Below are 16,215 nucleotides of genomic sequence, written 5' to 3'. Positions count from 1 at the left end.
ACCCGCGTATTCGCGCTATGTGGCCGTTGCCGTACGCACGTTCACCGGCACCTTGGCGCGGTCGCGGCGAGCATTGAACGCGGACACGATCTCGAACAGGCCGAGGGCAACGAGGAACGCGCCCGTCACCATGGCGAGAAGGACGATCGACGAGAACGGCAGCAGCAGCACGACGATGCCGGCCAGCACGGACACGATTCCGAACAAGATATCCCAGGCACGTCCAGACGTTTCGGTGCCGCTGATCGCCGCGACCGTCGTCGCGACCCCTCTGATGATGAAGCTGATACCGATGTAGATGCTGAACAGCAGAATCGAGAACGGTTCGCCGAAGTACCGAAAGGTCAGAACCGCGAGAATTACCGATACGGCGCCGCTGACGAACAGGAGTGCGCGACCACCACCCGATAGGTCCGCCGCCATCGCAATGAACAGCTGTCCAAGGCCGACGACAAGCAGTGACACACCGAACAGCGCCGCGGCGACGAGGACGGTCTTTCCCGGCCACACCAGCATCAGCACGCCGAGGATGATCGCCAGCACCCCAGACGCCAAAAACACTTTCCACCTGTGCGGCACGAGTTTCGAAGGGTCGACGATCGGCGTTTCCGGCTGGCCTACCGCAGAAGTCACAAGAAATCTCCCCTAGATCCGGGTCATTGAGTTCCAACAGGAGTCTGCTCGGCTCACGCGTCGACCGCGTGCGCCCGTCAGGACCAAAATCGCACGTGTCGCTGGTCCTCGCAGGATGACCGGCATAAGGGTTCGCGGCGCCCACGAAACGCCGGCCGGCGCAGCGTTGCGCCACGCTGTCATCTCAATGCGATACATACGGCGCCGGCTGCGGTCGTTCTCTTTACGGCGTCCAGCAAGCAGCTGACCCCTGGATAGGTGGAGCCGGAGACGAAAATCGAATCCGCTTACTCAACTTGGGAAGTACTTTATGGGGCGACCGGTCGCCATGTTCAGCGGTCGCGTCGAGCAGGCCGCAGAAGATCTCGCCATCAGCCAGTGGGTGCGGCAAACTCAGGAGCGCATCGCCGCCAGCTGGCGACGGAATCATCTCGAATTCAGGTTTCCCGCGGGCAGCCAGAAGGGTGCTCAGCCAGCGGAATTCGGGTGAGTCACATTGTGCGTTGCCCGTGGCTAGCGCATACAGGCTCGTCGCCGGGGGTGGACGTACGGGGGGCGTGCCACCAGAGCAAACGCCCAGCGGGTCGAGGCTGCGCCAGCGGTTCAATTCAGTACCCACCGGATTCGCCAATAAGCCGGCTATTACGGATCCAGTATCTATCCTGGGTTGGCGGGCACAGCACGCCACTCGAAGGCTCACGGGGTGGGAGGCGGATATGACTACATTTGCAGAGCGATTGAACCGACTGTTCGACACGGTTTATCCGCCAGGCCGGGGACCGCACACCTCAGCCGAAGTGGTGGCAGCGCTGAAGGCAGAGGGCTTGACGATGTCAGCCCCCTACCTGTCGCAGCTGAGATCGGGAAACCGGACGAATCCGTCCCGCGCGACAATGGCTGCGTTGGCAAACTTCTTTCGGGAATGAACGCACCTTCTTCGGTGGGTGTTGGCTCTTCCGAGAATGGTTGCGGAACGTCGCGAATCCACAGTGCTGTTCGGTGCCGAAGCGACGTCGCCGGAGGATGACCCCCTTTGGCGAGATTGTTCTTTGACAGTATTCGCAGAGGCGGCTTCTGCGGCGTCGTCGGCTTTCCTGTTCCTCGTCCCTGTCGGTGACGTCGACAACGAGCTCCGTTTTTGCTGGCAGGCGGGCGATGCGTCGGCCGTAACGTCTGCGGATCCCTCATCCTCGACGTCTCCGGACTCGTCGGACGCGCCGCTGGACGCGCCGATCATTCCGGCCGAAGACAACCCCACAACCGACCCGAGCCCACCCGCGCAAGACAATGGACCCGCCACCGAGGTCGTCTCCTGGCCGGAGCCGTCGATCACCGCGCCGGACGGGCCGACCATTCCGGCCGAAGACAACCCGACAATTGACCCGAGCCCACCTGCGCAGGACACCGGATCTAATACCGGGCCCAATTCATCGAATCCCGAGCCAGATTCGCCCTCGGGCTCGAGCGGGTTGCCGACCACGAATGAGATACCTGCGATCACAGACGGCCCGACGGCGGGCACCACGACAGCCCCGGTCAGCACCATCACCGTGAGCGTCTTAACGCCCACTACCGATCCCGCGTCAGTCGCCGGTGACTCCTCCACCGTCGAGAGTGTCCCCGCCACCGTTGTTCAGCCGACTCCGCCCACTGTCGAACCGAGTGTCGTTGCGCCCGTTCCCCTTACAGAGGTTCCCGTGCCGGTCCCGATTGTCCCGGTAGCAGCGGCGGCCGCACCGCCCGGCATACTGCAGTGGTTGGTCTTGTTGACATGGTTTCAGCTGCAATGGCTGATGCAGTGGCAGCAGCAACTGAACGGCACGAACGCTACACCCGTCGTGAATCGCTTCGGCGACAGAGACACCCGGCTGGTCAGCGCCATGTTCGAGAACTCGGTGACAACGGCGTTTTTCGCGAAGCAGTTTGCGTGGCTCAAGCCGACACTGGGCGCTCTGCGAGCAATGCCACGGGTCGACCTGGCGACCGATCACGCCTTGCTGCATGAGTTTTCGATGACACTGGGGGCCGAGACGGCATCGTTGCCCGCCATCGCGGAAGCTGTCACCAACCAGGTGCATTCCCCCTGAGATTTCCGACGGGCAACCCCTGCGTCAGCACGTTCGTCCGCACCGTGTCGGTGTGGGCACTATTCACAGCTGCCGCCCTGGGACTTTTCGGCTTGATCAGCATGACGGGCCTTGGCGTCACGGTCGGCTTCCGCCAGGCGAAGGCCGGCTTCGCGGTCCAGGCATGTGGCTATGCCCGGTTCACCAGGCCCGGACCGTTGGGCGTCGTCCGCGAAGCAGGGATCGTTTCCCTTCGGACGCCACGCTCGAGTGCTGGTCCGCCGCTCCTGCGCGTCGTCGGTACCGATGTGCGGGATACCGCCTGACGATTGCGGATCGGGCAGGATCGACATTCCCTGGCCGGCCTGCAGGTGGCGTTTGCTGGCTGGATCGCAGACTCGATACACGAGCGACCAGATTTCATTTCCGACACTGGCTAGCGCACCGTGCGTATACCGGCACGATCCGTCTATTCTGTCTGTCAGTAACGCACTGAAACGGGGGCGACGCAGATCACGTCAAGGGCGACAAAAGCTGGAAGTGCCTGACAGGCGAGGGCCCGCGAGGCGTGCCCACATTGATACGGTCACGTCACCCCGATCGGCCCGACGAGCGCACGACCATTAAGGCCCGTTGGCTAGGCATTGATTGTTTGCTGATGATTCATGACTCGGTTTGCTCAAGGGTTGCAGGCACCGTTTCCTCGGGCGGAATCATCGGCATGGGCGTCACCGGCGGCGCGGCCGACGGTGGAAGCATCTGCGGCAGGCCGTTGCCGAAGGCGAGCGGTATCGGCGCCCTCAACTCGTGTTCGGTATACCGATAGGCGCCGCGGTGGGCAACCTCGACCTGGTAGAAAATCGCCCCCGCCGGAACGCGCCTCGACACTGAACGTCAGAAGGCACGAACCGAGTTCAGTCGAGCCGCGATCCAGCGTCCCCCTGGCCAGCACGGTGTTCGACTGGTCAGTCACCGTCACCGCCGCATTGGGACCGATATCGCCGTATTGGCCAGCGCCGGCGCACATGAAGCCGGGCGGCAGATCGGTGGTCGTGACGCTGTCGGCAGTCACTCGAATGGTGCCGCTGAGCGTGAACGGGACGGCCTCGACGACGGTGGCGGCCTCAAGCGCTCTGCCGCCGAACTCGACGAGCGTAACCGCGGCGGCGAAGCCACCGAGGGCTGCGATGCCGATATTGCGCCGCTGTGCAGACCGGCTCCGGCGCCGATGACGATGAGACTCCGCGTCGCGCTGCTCGGATAGCTGTATGCGCGACGCGTCGGGCCGCTGTTGTGGTGGACCACGGTTTCCTCCATACCGGGACTGCTTTGCTACACCTCAACGTAGGGACGCAGACCCGTTCGCCCTGAACGCCGCAGCAAAGTCGACGACAATTTACCTAGTTGTCAAAAAAGTTGCAAGGGCAGAAGGTTTGCCCGGGTGGGTGCAGACCATCGTGGCCCAGGTGACGCACCAGTCGGGAAAGCAAGACCGGTCCGTGGCGCCGCCGATGCGGCGGTAGGGCGACGATTCGTCCGCCACCAGCGCCGGGAGCCCTCCCCGCGCGCGGCCTCTGGCTTCTTGTGGACAGCCATCGAGCGACGCTAAGACTGGCGAAGAAAAAATCGACGGATCGATCTCGGGTTTGCTGCAGGAATAGGTGACATCGGCGACCTGACCTGATTTTGCAGCAAACCCCCAACCAGAACCGCTTATATGGCCCGACCCCGGCAGGTCACCGCGACGGGGATTGTTGTGAAGTATTCGCGCGCAGGGAGCTGCGCGCAGCGACCTGTTCTGACTCCGGTCTACGAGTGGTCCACCCAAGGTTCGACACCCTGGACCTGCAAGAGAGCGGGTCCTGCTGGACGAAGTCCACTGACATGGCTGAACTGGTTCCGCTCGCGGATGCGGTAGCGGACAATCGTCACAGAGCCACTCCGGCGAAAGGTTCGTGCGATGTCGGAATATCCCCAGAAGCCGCGACCGGCCCGTCTTCTCATCCCGCGGACCAGAACCGGCGGCGACGTGATGCCGAGCGAAGCCGACTGCTCGGACTGTCCGGCCGACCACGCCGGCACAGTGAACGGACAAGCCGTCGTGTGGCATCTGATCGGGTGCACCGAGGACGACTGCGAATACGAGGCGCAGGGCGTGGTCTAGGTCGACGCATGACCGATTCGTTTGTCTTGCAGTAATCTTCGTACGGACACTGCGCGGATCAAGTCCCGCTAAAGGCGTACGGGTGCGTTCGTCGACATACGTATTCCCAACCAGGACAGTCGATTTCGTCCGATTGCATTCGTCGGCTTCCGCCCGTGCATCAGGCGTGTTGTGACAACGAGGTGATACTTAATGGCAGTGACCCCGCCCCGCCGGCTGCCCATGCGTGCGGACGTGTCCGACCTTCACAGCTTCAGCTGGCCGGACTTGAGCCGAGCGCGGGCGCGTCGTTTGGGACGCGCGACGGCGTTCACGGCACCTCGCCCAGGGGCCGGAGGCGGGCGGGATCGAACGGGGTCAGGTCGGTGCTCCGCGCGTGCCCGGCGACGATGAGCTCGGCTAAGGCCTCGCCGGTCGCCGGAGCCTCCAGCATGCCCCAGACGCTGTGGCCGGTGGCCACGTAGGCACCGTCGACGCCGGGCACCCGGCCGATCAGCGGCAGCCCGTCCTGGGTGACCGGCCGGTGGCAGGCCTGCCGGACCAGAATGCGGTTCCGGTCGAAGGCCGGTGACAGCCGGGCGCACACCGCCTCGAGCCGGCTGATCGCCACCGGGTCCGGGGTGACCTCGGCGGGGTCGGTCGGCAGCGGAGCCCGCTCGGAGAACGCGGTGACGTAGGTCGTGCCGTCCGCACGGGGGAACACCTCGGGCGTCAGCACACCGCCGGTCTCGTCCTGGTACTCCAGGAAGAGGGCGTCCGGTGGTACCGCCGTGCCCGTGTCGAAGACGAGGCTGTGGCCCCGATCGGGGACGACGGCGGGCAGCGGCAGCCACGCTGCTGCATGGGCCGTCCACGGCCCCATCGCGACGACGACGGCGTCGGCGGGAACGGGGGCGCCGTCGACCTCGGCACCGGTGGCCCGCGAGCCGTCGCGGATGACCCCGGTGACCCGGCCGACCCGCAGCTGGGCGCCCCGGCGGCGCGCCGCGCCCAGGACGGCCTCGGTGAACAGGGCCGGATGGATCACCGCGGTGTCCTCGGGCGTGCCCAGCCGGCCGGCGACGACCACGGCATCGCTGAGCCAGTCCAGGGTGATCGGGCCGCGGCCCGGCCTGGCCTGCCCCGCCGGGACGTACCCCGCGTACGCGGTCACGCCGTGGAACGCCCAATCGGCGTCGACCTTCGTCCCGGAGCCGGACGTGCAGCTCGAAGCTGCGGCGGGTGAGCGCGTCCAGCGGGGTGCCGGCGTTCCAGTCCCGGGCGAGGAACGCCCCTGAGCGGCCGGACGCCGCGCAGGCGACGCCGGTCTGCTCGACGACGGTCACCTCGACCCCGGCGCGGGTCAGGAAGTACGCCGTGCAGGCTCCGATCACGCCGCCGCCGCAGATCACCACCCGCATCGGCTGCCGCTCAGTCCGCGATCCGCCGGGCCACCGCGTCCCGGGCCACCAGGCCGGGCGCCGACCACCAGCTCCTCCAGCGCAGCGGTCCAGCTGTCCCAATACGCCCGCTCGGGCCGGTCGGCGATCGCGGCCACGAGGCAGCGGCGGAACGGGGCCCAATCGCCGTCGAAGCTGCGCTCCACCACCCCCGCGGCCAGGCCGAAGACCCGGCCCTGCCAGGGCGCGTCGAAGACCGGCTCGCCGTTGCGGCCCGGCGGGGCCGCCGGCCCGTCCACGTCGAGCCTCACAGGACCGCCACCCCAACCATCGAGTCCCGGGTCACCAGCGCGGCCAGCTCTGCCTCGGACAGGCCCTCGGTGCCGGGGGGCTGCTCCGGCAGCACCAGATACCGGGTCTCGGCGGAGCTGTCCCACACCTGGATCTCCACGGACTCGTGGAGCAGGCAGCCCATCTCGGCGAGCAGGGTCCGCGGCTCGCGCACCATGCGGGCGCGATACGGCGGGTCCTTGTACCAGTTCGGCGGCAGCCCGAGCACCGCCCACGGGTAGCACGAGCACAGCGTGCACACGACGACGTGGTGCACCTCGGGGCCGTTCGCCACGACGGTGAGGTGCTCGATCTCGGGCCCCTGGATGCCGAGCTCGTGCACCGCCCGCGTGCCGTTCTCGAGCAGGCGCTCCCGGTAGGCCGGGTCCACCCAGGCCCGCGCGACCACGCGGGCGCCGTGCATTGGGCCGAGCTGGGCCTCGTACGCCTGCTGCATCGCGTCGATGTACTCGGGGCTGACCAGCCCCTGCTCGGCGAGCAGCTCCTCCAGCGCGGCCGCGCGGCGTTCGATCGGCGCCGGTGGCGTGCCGTGGTGGTGGCCGGTGGTCATGGGTGCCTCCCAGGTGGTCGCGGTATGTCGCCGGTTGCTACGGCGGCTCCAGATAGCTGTCCCAGAGGTCGGCGTTCAGCCGGACGCCGGTCTGCCGGTCGCCCCAGACCTCACCGGCGTCGAAGCGGACCGTGTAGACGGTCTCCCGCAGCCGCCGCGTGGCGTGGACCTCCACGTCGGGGAGGCTCACCGCGCCGCAGCACCGTGCCGACGTGCCCCCGCAGGTACCCGGGGCAGCGGGTGTGGCCCAGTGGATGCCACTGCCGGACCCGGACGCTGTCACCGGCGGTGAACCGCGCCGCACCGGTTCCCGGGTTCTCGACCCCGTGCACCCGGGGCGGGTGGGCGAGCGGGAAGGGGCCACCCGCCCGCTTCTCCAGCTGCTCGGGGCTGAGCAGCCCCGTCTCCACCGCGGTCGTCGCCGCGGCGGTGAGCCAGTGCTCGTAGTACGGGGAGCCGAGGTAGTGCACCGGGTCCATGCGCTCCACGGCGTACCGGAAAGAGGACAACGTGTAGTTCGGGGCCCGCGCCGCCGCCGCGGAGACCAGCACCATCGCGGCGGCCTCCCAGCGGGCTCGAAAGACCGGCTCGCGGGGGTCGACGAGGACGGCGCCGAAGTCCATTCGGCCGCCCAGGTCGTGGGGACCGTCCACGAATCCCAGTGTGGCACTTCGGGAGGCGGCGGGCCATCGGTGTCCGCGGTCCGGTTGACGGGGGTGTACCGCCCCGCCGAGGTGCACAGGGCTAGAGGCCCGATGGATACGTCTCGGGCAGCTCGCCGGCGATCCACTCACTGGTCAGCTCGAGGGGCTCCAAAGCGCGCGTGTTGTCGATGTGAATCATCGCGTCGAACTGGTCGGCCGGCCGCACGTGGAAGTAGTGGCTCTGCCGTTCTGTCGCGGGTAGGTAGATCACGCCGATCGCACGCCCAAGCCAGATATAATCCAGCGGGTCGGCCGATGGCCGGCCGTCGGTACGCATCTTCACGTAGCACGCGTCCTTTTCGGTGTCGTGGAACAGTTCCTCGACGCTGTTGGGCAAGCCGGGCCGGACAGTCTTGCGTTCGGCGATCCCGCCCCATTCGCTGGCCGCAGTCACCGTTCCGGTGTAGGTGCTGAAACCGATCAGGCGCGTTGTGCCGGGGTAGAGCTCCCGCGCCAATGCGCCGAGTGTGGTTTGGCCGTCCGAGTAGACCTCGGTTGCCCGGGCATCGCCTACGTGAGAATTGTGCGCCCACACCACGATTCGGGATTCCCCAGCATCGTCGTGATCCAGGTGATCAAGCAGGGCGCTCAGGGTGTCGGCCATGTGCTGGTCGCGCAGGTTCCAGGAGCTGACCCGCCCGCTGAACATCGCGCGGTAGTAGGTCTCGGCGTTGCGAACGACGTGCGCGTTACGCTCGGCGTAGAACGCTTCGTCCTCGGCGAGCAACCCGTCGCGCCGCGCGTACACCACCGAATTCCGCTGAAAGTCGATCAATTGCTCGACGGCCTGCTGCTCGCACGTCTGGCCCGCACCGAACGCCGCAGCGAATCCGTACGCCTTTCCGTCGTCGTCTGCTGACGCATGGTCGAAGCACGAATAGCGTTGGCGGGCACGGGCCGCCGCCTCCGGGTCCACCTTCTCCAGGTAGGTGATCACATCCTGCATCGACCGATGCAGGCTGTAGAGGTCCAAACCGTAGAAACCCGCCTGCCGCTGCGCCTCCACCCGCCCATTGCGGTCACGCAACCAATCGGCGAAGTCGCGAACGACGGTGTTGCGCCACATCCAGGCCGGAAAGCGCTGGAATCCCCGCAGCGCCTCCTCGGCGGCCTCGTCCTCACCGATGCCGCGCACGAAGCGATTCACCCGGTACGCATCGGGCCAGTCCGCTTCCGCGGCCACCCCGAGGAACCCCTTGTGGTCGATCAACCATTTCGTGATCTGGGCGCGCGCTTGGTAGAACTCGTGCGTGCCATGAGAACTCTCGCCGATAAGTACCACCCGGGCGTCGCCGATAAACTCATCGAGCACCTGAAGTGGCGGAATTCCGTCGGGCGCGTCGACGGCGATGCGGCGGACCTGAGCCGGAGGGCTGTCGCCCACGGCCGTCGGCGGAGCGGGAGTCGTCGGGGTCCCGAGCAGTGCGCACACCTCCTCGTCGCTGACTTGGCTGAACTCCCAATAGGATTCGCCGACCGCGAGGAACGGGTGGGGCATTGACGCGCAGACGACGTCGTCGACGAGTCCAGCGAACTCCCGCCACGTGGATTCCGGAGCCGCCGGTACCGCGATAGCGATTTGCGCGGGTTCCCTCTCCCGAAGCGCCTGCACCGCGGCCAGCATGCTGGCTCCGGTGGCCAGTCCGTCGTCGACGAGAATCACCGTCTTGCCCGTAACGTCCGCCGGCGGCCGGCCACCGCGGTAGGACGCCTCGCGTCGGACCAACTCCCGCCCCTCGCGTTCGGCAACTTCGCGCAGTTGGTCCGGCGTGATGCTCAAGCCCCGTAGTACGTCGTCGTTGACCACAACGCGACCCCCGAATGCCATTGCTCCCAGCGCGAATTCCTCGCGTCCGGGAACCCCGAGCTTGCGAACGACGAACGCGTCCAGCGGGGCGCCGAGCGCCGCGGCCACCTCCCAAGCGACGGGGATGCCACCCCGCGGAAGCCCAAGCACCACGACGTCGGGCTTACCGCGGTACGCATGCAACAACCGGGCCAGCACGCGGCCGGCCTCGCGGCGATCGCGGAACATCCGTCGCCGTGTTTGCGTCCCTGTTTGAGTCATCGTTTCGTACTCCCTTCCGACTCCGATGCCACTGGCCGATGGGATAGGGGCCAGGCCGCGGGCGCCGGAACCCGCTCCCACCGGTGATCGCCAGGCATTCTCAGTCCGCCCACCGTCTGTCGGCTAGGCCCCTGATCTCACGCTCCCAATCAGTTTCGTGACGGCAGTCAACCCGCCAACGCACTACGGCGACCAGCGCCGCCGCTGCGCCCACCACGGCCAGCCAGAACAGTATTCCGACCCAGACCGCGTCAACCGCGGCCTGAGAGGCTGGCATTGGCGGCGCGACCCGCTCTCCTGTGTCGTCGACCCAGATATCGATCTCATCGCCAACTGTGACTGCACGTTTCGAGCTGAAGGTGTCGGCGTGCTCGACGCCCTCCGCAAACCAGCGGGCTTGAATGATGTTGGGCGCGTAAGGACGGACGACTTCGGCGCTGTCCGTGGTTGTAGCGACGATCGCCTTGATAGGTTGACGCGAGTGTGCTTGTTCGGCGTAGACCCTGCTGCGGGCGTCGTGAACGGTGGTGCCGATAGCGCCGGCGATCGGAGCGGCAAGTAGCGAGATCGCCACTGCTGAAACCACCACAATCGCTTCAATCCGGTCGCTGACGCGGACCAGCGGGTTAGTCCCGAAGGCACGCACGGTCGGCCATCGCTTCGGGATGAACCTCAAGGCCTGCATCACAACTTCTCGGACAGTCGCTAGCCGTGCCCGGCCGGGAGTCATAGGTCGATGAGGATCATTGGCGATCCGGTACAGCCGAACTTTGTAACGCTTCAAGCATGCCGTGTAAGTGAGCCACCGCGAGTTCGATGTCGTGATACTTACGTTGTCCGGCACGAGATTCCGCCGCCAGCAGCCCGCAACGGTGGACGTTGTGAAGGTCGCCGTACGGAAATTTGTAGCGGCCCTTCCGGTTCTCGTCCATCTCGTCGTCGATCCCGAGGTGCCACTTTGCGTACTCGGGGATCCCGTGCCGCTCGATGTAGTCGTTTTCCTGCCGGGCCGAGGGTTGGTGCTCGCTCCACGCGTCGCGGTCATCGATGACGTACCTGCCCGCCGCGATCAGGTTGCGCGCGTGCGCGTACGCCGTCTCGTTCAGTTTGGCCGCCATACATTCAATGCTCGCAGCCACCGCAGGTCTCCGGCGTCGACCTGGCGTGCCGGAATGAGTCACCCGTGTTCGTCCGGCCCTGCCAAGGCTCTTAGCGTCGTGCGACTGACGCATCCTGGAAATGCTGGAGGCTCCCGACCTTGATTCCGCCTGCGGTCCGGTTCGGTGTCGCCGACGACAGTGCCCACGTTTTGTGTTGGCTTGCGGGGCCGACCTGCAGCTTTGGAGCGGAGGTAACGAGTGGCCCATCCTTCGGGTACCCCGGTGTTCGCACGGTGTTTCGGTCGGTCGCAAACATCAAGATCGACAAGAACGACCAGCAGGCGATCATGACCGCCCCACGCCATGTCCTGGCGCGGCGGTTCGGATCGCAGCTCGTACGGCCGTGACCTCGCGCGGCGCCTGGGCCGCTCACCTTCGGGCGCCGGTTCAGCTCGCGTTCCAGGTCGGCGCGCGGTGCGCCCGTACGTCCCGCGACCCAGAGAAGGACTACCGCGACGGCTCGACCGGCTCTAAGTCCGGTGCAGTACAGAGTTCAGCCCGCAGAGCCCGCATTCGTCAGCAGAACGGCTGCCTCGTTGTAGGGAAACGCTCGGTAGAGCAGCCGAGAACGCGGTATGACGTGGGCCGCGGCCTCGGCCTTGCTCACCACCCGTGGGTTGACGAGCGCGACCGTCCGTCCACGCTTGCGCAGCACCGTCGGTCCGCCGGCCAGCACGTTCTTCAACCAGTCCGTCTGTAGGCCGTAGCCGATGAGGATGGCGTAGCCATCATGGGTCTTGATACCAGAAGGGGCGTGCGATACCGCTTACCCGACTTCCGCCCGACGTGCTCGAGCGTCCCGAGGTTCGGAAGCCACGGTGTGATCGTGCGAGCCGCCGGATTGGTGACTCGCTTGTTGAACTCTGCGATTCGGCGAGGAACGCGCATTCTCGGAGTCTAGATATTGGTCGAAGTTCCTCGCTGACGCGGTGCTGACGCAGGGAGCTGCCAACGACAGCGACCGCTCGAATGTTCGAGCCGCAATCGGCCCATACCTGCAAGAACTACGGTGCCCCCAGTCGGACTCGAACCGACACTTGGCGGATTTTAAGAACGGACCGCCCGCTTTCGACGGCCAGGCGAAAGTATTCGCCGAGACGGTCATATTCACTGCAGGACAGCACTTTTGAGCGTTGTCGGTACGCCTCCGGTACGGGCTCGATTCGCCCTAGAATCGCCCCCGGTCGCCGGGGTGACGCCGGGGTAGGACAATGGTCTGCCTAGAACCTGCGTTCTCAGCTTGGGAAGTATTTTCGACGCCAACGAGCGTGCGATAGCCGCTGGTCGGAGGGCTGATTAAAAGCGACGTTTGCGCTGATAAACCATAGTTTCGGTACGGATCGCGGCGCGCTCCGGTACGGCCAAAGTACGCCCTCGATTCGGCTGCGTCTACGGGACCGAAACGGGACCGCGAGGGTTGATCTGCCCGGAGGGAGCCTGCCCCGAAAACGACACGGTCAGAAAGCCTACGGACCAGTGCTTACTCCGGTCACAAACCCTCCAATATGCGATCCGAGGGTATTTACCCTTGACAGACCCCCTCTGAGGGTTCCATACTGTTCCCCAACGAGGCCACCAGGGTCTTATACGAGCAGGAGGGCAAAAATGATGGACGTCACGGTGAAGGTTCCCGAAGAGCGGCTGGTGGAGTTCTACGCGATGCATGCCGCGTGGCTGAGCGCTCCGCCCAATGCGGCGTCATCGCGCAGCGATCAGCTCGTTGCTATACCGCAGCCGGTTTCTCAAGCTGGCGAGAGCGCCGATGGTCGTCTGCCGTGGTCGGCGGATAGAGACGCCGCGCTGGCTGCCAAGTTGTGGGACAAATTTAGCGACCCGGCGAAGGCCTTGTTCTCCACGCTGATGGATGAACCGGACCGTCAGTTCAACGGCGAAGAGCTTGCCGGGATGCTGAATATCCCCAATGGTCACAGTGGCGTGGCTGGAGTCCTGGCGTGGCCCGGGAAGTATTGCAAGAAGGAGAACCGAGAGCTGTTGTGGAAGTGGGCCTACCCGGTGGAAGGGGAGCCCGTCGTCTACTGGATGACGCCAGAGGTGGCGGCGTTACTCCGCGAGGCGCGCAGCAGCTAGGTGCACTGAGTAGGGCAGCCGGCCACGGGGCGTCGAAAGGCAGTAAGTCCGCCCCGTGACCGCGCCGATCTGGGGCGCGTCTCAGCCGATGCGCTCGCCGGGGTAGCCGTGCGGCGGGTCGCCTCGCCTCCATCGGGTTTCACGCGCACGCACGCTGAGGTCGTCGCTAGGGGTGAGCTCCACCGGCGAGCACTTCGCTCGGTACACACCGCCCTGGCTCGGCGGAGCTGTCTCCTTACCGGGCGGCACCAGGCCTGCGCCGAATCCAAACTCTGATATGTCGCGGTAGTCCCTGTCAGGGTCACGTGAATTGCGGCATCTCTCTGGCATGGTTTACACCTGAATTGTGGTCGGCGGGGCGTAGGACGAGTTCGTGGTCACTTGCATGACGACCGCTGCACCGCGATGCCGAACGCCAACACCAAAACCTCTCGCGTAGAACGAGTCGACCAGCGGGTAGGGACCGCGACCAGGAATGTGGCGCAGCCCGTGATAGGCCGTATTGACGTGCTCCCGAAAGCCGACCGGGTTCATGTCCGAGTCGAGCCCACCCGTCGCAGCCACAATCACGTAGCCGCTTGGGACGTAGTGCGATTCGATCAGCCAGGCGTCGCCGTAGCTGCCGAGGACTTGGAGGCCGTTAAAGTCGGTGGGCGGGATCGCGCCGACAAGGTGCTCAGTGGTGAAGTACGCGGGCTGGGCAGCGGACGGCACGAAGTCCCACTTGGGCTTCTTGCCCGTGGCGTACTCTACGCCCGCTCGCCAAAACGTTATGTCCTCAACCTCATTCGGGTGGGCGAGGATGACGAGCTGTCCGCCTTGGCTGCCGAACCTGCCGTAGCCGTGCTCGGTGACGTGGCGAATCATGTCCTCGATGTCGGCGGAGTCGACGTTAGTTGAGCCGCTGGTGAGGTAGTGGGTGTGGGTGGCGTCAAACGTCTTGCCGAGGTGGTCCGGCGGAACCATGCCGTCGCCTGACCAGAGGCCGTAGCACGTATGCTGCCACTCGTTGGAGCGGGGCGCGGGATCGAGTAACCGGCGCAGTATCGTGCCACTGACGAGACGGTTATCGGCCTCGAAGATGCGTGTCACCTGAGCGGTAACCTGTTCGGCGGTAGCCGATCGGAGCCACTTCCACGAAGCGCCGAGCCGCTTGTCGTAGTCCTGGAAGTTGTAACCCAGACGGAGATAGTCGGCGGGCTCGCGCAGTGCGGTCGGGATGCCCATTTCAGTGGCAATCTCGAAGCTCTCGCCTTCCACGCTCTGCGGGATGATGTCGGCGACGGCGATCGTGGGGTATGAAAGCAACCGCACGATCGTTGAGCGGTGGGTGTTGTAGAGCGTCAGGGCCTTCTCGATCTCAGCCCAGAGGTCGTTGAGGTTGACTCCATCCGCCGTCTCGTTGACGAGTACATCGCCAACGACACTGATGCCCTTGGTGTTTCAAATTTTCCTTCTCACCGTCTTTCGGGTTAGCCGTTCGATCGAGCGTACCGCCGACGCCCGGCCCCGCGCTCGAATAGCGTTTCAGCGCAGCGCTATTGGTACGAAGTACGCCTTCTTAAGTCGGCGTAGGTATGCCTCGGCCCGGTAAACTAGGACTCGGAGAGAGGGCGAAAGCTATGGCCAGAGTGAATATCCCGGTTCCCGTGCCGGACCCGCCAACATCGTTGGTGCTGTCGCCGGTTCCTGACAGGACCGTCACAGACGCCGTTGCTTGGTACCGAAGTATCGGCGTCGAGGTCACCGAGCGATGGCTCAAGTCAGTGACCGACCGCCGAGAACTGGCGTGCCGCATCGTCGCGGGACGGCGCATGTACTCGACCGAAGAACTGTGGCGCTTCATCGTCACGCGGCCGTCCCGAACCGCCGGGGCGGCGCGCTACAACAACCGGAAAGGCAATCAAACAGCATGAGCATCAACGAATCTGAGCGCGGGAGGATCATGGCGAAGTTCCCGGTCATCGGTGCGTCGCCAGACCCGAATAACTCGGACGCCAAGGAGATACTCGACGCCAATCGTAATAACCCCGGCAACTGGCTGTTGTGCGATCCTGTGCGCTCGCCGGAGATGTACCAACGAATCTCAGCGGCTTATCGCAGCCTGCGGACGATATATGCGCCGGATCGCAAGCGCGCTCACCCTGAGATGTACCCAGAGGATCAAGTACTTGTATGGCGGAGCTTCTGGAACTGCAACATCAACGTCGCCGACCGCTGCGACGGCGAGCCTGAGGACTTCCCCGTCTCGTTCGGCGGGCTCAAAATGATCTTCAAGTGTTGCCAGGCCTGCAAGGCCAAGGCGGTGGAGACGGCGGAGACGGGTATGAACACGAGCGAAATACTTGCCCAAGCACAGCTGCCACCCGGCGCGCGGATCGACCCCGGCTCGCCGGTCCCACCGACGCCGTAGACGCCGCCGTCCGGGCCGCTCATCTCGACGGAGAGCTGATGCGGCGCGCGACGAGAGGGATCGGCTGCGAGGGCCGCGGCAGCGCGCGTAGGGGCTGGGCGGGGTGTGGTTCTTTGGCTACCATCGTCGTCACCAGCGGTGGCCGACAGCCGTTTGGTTCAAGGTCAGCTCAAGTATCCATCACCGAGCGCAAGCGTCGAAGGTTAGCCCCAGAAGAGTCCTTCACCAAAGGGGTGGCCCTTCGGGTTTGCGCTTTCTTGCTCTCCTAGGGCCTGCACTCCCAACCCGAATCAAGAAGGAGAGGACACGTGATTGAGACAACTTGGAAGGACAGCGCCAGGGCGAGGGTCGACACCCTCTTGCAAGAAGCTGGTAGCGAGCATCGCGACGAACTCGTTGCCGTGCTGAGGGCAACGCTTCATGCGCTGATCGATGTCACGCCGTCCGAGGAGCCTCGGCGCAAAATCAGACGGCTGACCGACGTGCCTGCCGTTAACCTCGACGTTTCGTGGAATAGGCTGTTGACACGACCTGTAATGCACGGAAGTGCCTGTCCTGTTTGAGAAAATGTGACTTGTCTAGGGTCCATGTTCACAAAGCGGGAAGGCACTCCGTAGGTGAAGCGTAGCGCGGTTCGTT

The 16,215-nt window shown here is 65.3% G+C and carries 15 protein-coding genes and 4 pseudogenes; 8 read left to right on the top strand and 11 right to left on the bottom strand.

Annotated elements, in window-relative coordinates; genetic code table 11:
* Positions 1 to 15: 15 nt before the first annotated feature.
* Complete coding sequence (locus tag ACXMYJ_RS16505) at positions 16 to 633, bottom strand: HdeD family acid-resistance protein (protein WP_396884634.1); 618 nt, start codon at positions 631 to 633, stop codon at positions 16 to 18.
* Positions 634 to 943: 310 nt separating this feature from the next.
* Here ACXMYJ_RS16505 and ACXMYJ_RS16500 point away from each other — a divergent pair, with 310 nt between their 5' ends.
* The 5 genes and pseudogenes from ACXMYJ_RS16500 to ACXMYJ_RS16480 all read left to right on the top strand — a co-directional run bounded on the left by ACXMYJ_RS16500 (position 944) and on the right by ACXMYJ_RS16480 (position 4,863).
* On the top strand, positions 944 to 1,123 hold the full coding sequence (locus ACXMYJ_RS16500; RefSeq protein WP_443188490.1) for a hypothetical protein: 180 nt from the start codon (positions 944 to 946) through the stop codon (positions 1,121 to 1,123).
* 226 nt (positions 1,124 to 1,349) lie between these two features.
* Positions 1,350 to 1,553: pseudogene (locus tag ACXMYJ_RS16495) on the top strand (transcriptional regulator); the annotation flags it as partial.
* 42 nt (positions 1,554 to 1,595) lie between these two features.
* Positions 1,596 to 2,720 carry a hypothetical protein gene (locus tag ACXMYJ_RS16490; RefSeq protein ID WP_460357719.1) on the top strand — a complete coding sequence of 375 codons (1,125 nt, stop codon included), beginning with the start codon at positions 1,596 to 1,598 and terminating at the stop codon, positions 2,718 to 2,720.
* A gap of 985 nt (positions 2,721 to 3,705) precedes the next feature.
* Positions 3,706 to 3,963: a hypothetical protein gene (locus ACXMYJ_RS16485; protein WP_460357717.1), complete on the top strand. Its 258-nt coding sequence runs from the start codon at positions 3,706 to 3,708 to the stop codon at positions 3,961 to 3,963.
* 696 nt (positions 3,964 to 4,659) lie between these two features.
* Entirely contained in the window at positions 4,660 to 4,863 is a 204-nt protein-coding gene (locus ACXMYJ_RS16480) for a hypothetical protein (RefSeq protein ID WP_443188493.1), read from the top strand.
* Positions 4,864 to 5,173: 310 nt separating this feature from the next.
* On the opposite strand, the gene ACXMYJ_RS16475 is transcribed toward ACXMYJ_RS16480, so the two are convergent.
* The 9 genes and pseudogenes from ACXMYJ_RS16475 to ACXMYJ_RS16435 all read right to left on the bottom strand — a co-directional run bounded on the left by ACXMYJ_RS16475 (position 5,174) and on the right by ACXMYJ_RS16435 (position 11,963).
* Positions 5,174 to 6,016 carry an NAD(P)/FAD-dependent oxidoreductase gene (locus ACXMYJ_RS16475; RefSeq protein WP_460357714.1) on the bottom strand — a complete coding sequence of 281 codons (843 nt, stop codon included), beginning with the start codon at positions 6,014 to 6,016 and terminating at the stop codon, positions 5,174 to 5,176.
* Positions 6,017 to 6,077: 61 nt separating this feature from the next.
* Positions 6,078 to 6,263 (bottom strand): annotated as a pseudogene (locus tag ACXMYJ_RS16470) (FAD-dependent oxidoreductase); the annotation flags it as partial.
* Positions 6,251 to 6,553: a nitrile hydratase accessory protein gene (locus tag ACXMYJ_RS16465; RefSeq protein ID WP_460357711.1), complete on the bottom strand. Its 303-nt coding sequence runs from the start codon at positions 6,551 to 6,553 to the stop codon at positions 6,251 to 6,253. The gene ACXMYJ_RS16465 and the pseudogene ACXMYJ_RS16470, both read right to left, overlap by 13 nt.
* Complete coding sequence (gene nthA / locus ACXMYJ_RS16460; protein ID WP_460357708.1) at positions 6,550 to 7,143, bottom strand: nitrile hydratase subunit alpha; 594 nt, start codon at positions 7,141 to 7,143, stop codon at positions 6,550 to 6,552. Before nthA ends, ACXMYJ_RS16465 begins: the two co-directional genes overlap by 4 nt.
* 37 nt (positions 7,144 to 7,180) lie before the next feature.
* Positions 7,181 to 7,796, bottom strand: a pseudogene (gene nthB, locus ACXMYJ_RS16455) (nitrile hydratase subunit beta).
* Between the two features lie 91 nt (positions 7,797 to 7,887).
* Positions 7,888 to 9,915, bottom strand: a complete 2,028-nt coding sequence (locus tag ACXMYJ_RS16450; RefSeq protein ID WP_460357705.1) for an erythromycin esterase family protein — start codon at positions 9,913 to 9,915, stop codon at positions 7,888 to 7,890.
* A gap of 100 nt (positions 9,916 to 10,015) precedes the next feature.
* Positions 10,016 to 10,600 (bottom strand): Rv1733c family protein, encoded by a 585-nt coding sequence (locus ACXMYJ_RS16445; protein WP_460357702.1) that lies wholly within the window; start codon positions 10,598 to 10,600, stop codon positions 10,016 to 10,018.
* 58 nt (positions 10,601 to 10,658) lie between these two features.
* Positions 10,659 to 11,033: a hypothetical protein gene (locus tag ACXMYJ_RS16440; protein ID WP_443189537.1), complete on the bottom strand. Its 375-nt coding sequence runs from the start codon at positions 11,031 to 11,033 to the stop codon at positions 10,659 to 10,661.
* Positions 11,034 to 11,568: 535 nt separating this feature from the next.
* A pseudogene (locus tag ACXMYJ_RS16435) lies at positions 11,569 to 11,963 on the bottom strand (nitroreductase family deazaflavin-dependent oxidoreductase).
* Positions 11,964 to 12,680: 717 nt separating this feature from the next.
* On the opposite strand from ACXMYJ_RS16435, the gene ACXMYJ_RS16430 reads away from it, so the two are divergent.
* A complete protein-coding gene (locus ACXMYJ_RS16430; protein WP_460357699.1) occupies positions 12,681 to 13,163 on the top strand; it encodes a DUF6416 domain-containing protein in 483 nt (160 codons plus the stop codon).
* Positions 13,164 to 13,496: 333 nt separating this feature from the next.
* Here ACXMYJ_RS16430 and ACXMYJ_RS16425 read toward each other — a convergent pair whose 3' ends face one another.
* On the bottom strand, positions 13,497 to 14,477 hold the full coding sequence (locus tag ACXMYJ_RS16425; protein ID WP_460357696.1) for a hypothetical protein: 981 nt from the start codon (positions 14,475 to 14,477) through the stop codon (positions 13,497 to 13,499).
* 335 nt (positions 14,478 to 14,812) lie between these two features.
* Between ACXMYJ_RS16425 and ACXMYJ_RS16420 the strand changes: the two genes are divergently transcribed.
* Both ACXMYJ_RS16420 and ACXMYJ_RS16415 read left to right on the top strand, forming a co-directional pair.
* On the top strand, positions 14,813 to 15,079 hold the full coding sequence (locus ACXMYJ_RS16420) for a hypothetical protein (protein ID WP_460357693.1): 267 nt from the start codon (positions 14,813 to 14,815) through the stop codon (positions 15,077 to 15,079).
* Complete coding sequence (locus ACXMYJ_RS16415) at positions 15,076 to 15,576, top strand: hypothetical protein (RefSeq protein WP_460357691.1); 501 nt, start codon at positions 15,076 to 15,078, stop codon at positions 15,574 to 15,576. Before ACXMYJ_RS16420 ends, ACXMYJ_RS16415 begins: the two co-directional genes overlap by 4 nt.
* The last annotated feature ends 639 nt before the right edge of the window (positions 15,577 to 16,215 follow it).

The organism is Mycobacterium sp. ZZG (assembly GCF_054786995.1).
The sequence above is the reverse complement of the archived record's forward strand: the minus strand, read 5'-3'. Positions and strand labels throughout refer to the sequence as shown.

Coding starts and splice junctions, on each gene's coding strand:
- ACXMYJ_RS16500 (WP_443188490.1), top strand. CDS start 944: ATGGGGCGACCGGTCGCCATGTTCAGCGGTCGCGTCGAGCAGGCCGCA.
- ACXMYJ_RS16450 (WP_460357705.1), bottom strand. CDS start 9,915: ATGACTCAAACAGGGACGCAAACACGGCGACGGATGTTCCGCGATCGC.
- ACXMYJ_RS16415 (WP_460357691.1), top strand. CDS start 15,076: ATGAGCATCAACGAATCTGAGCGCGGGAGGATCATGGCGAAGTTCCCG.
- ACXMYJ_RS16480 (WP_443188493.1), top strand. CDS start 4,660: ATGTCGGAATATCCCCAGAAGCCGCGACCGGCCCGTCTTCTCATCCCG.
- ACXMYJ_RS16440 (WP_443189537.1), bottom strand. CDS start 11,033: ATGGCGGCCAAACTGAACGAGACGGCGTACGCGCACGCGCGCAACCTG.
- ACXMYJ_RS16490 (WP_460357719.1), top strand. CDS start 1,596: ATGGTTGCGGAACGTCGCGAATCCACAGTGCTGTTCGGTGCCGAAGCG.
- ACXMYJ_RS16430 (WP_460357699.1), top strand. CDS start 12,681: ATGATGGACGTCACGGTGAAGGTTCCCGAAGAGCGGCTGGTGGAGTTC.
- nthA (WP_460357708.1), bottom strand. CDS start 7,143: ATGACCACCGGCCACCACCACGGCACGCCACCGGCGCCGATCGAACGC.
- ACXMYJ_RS16445 (WP_460357702.1), bottom strand. CDS start 10,600: ATGCAGGCCTTGAGGTTCATCCCGAAGCGATGGCCGACCGTGCGTGCC.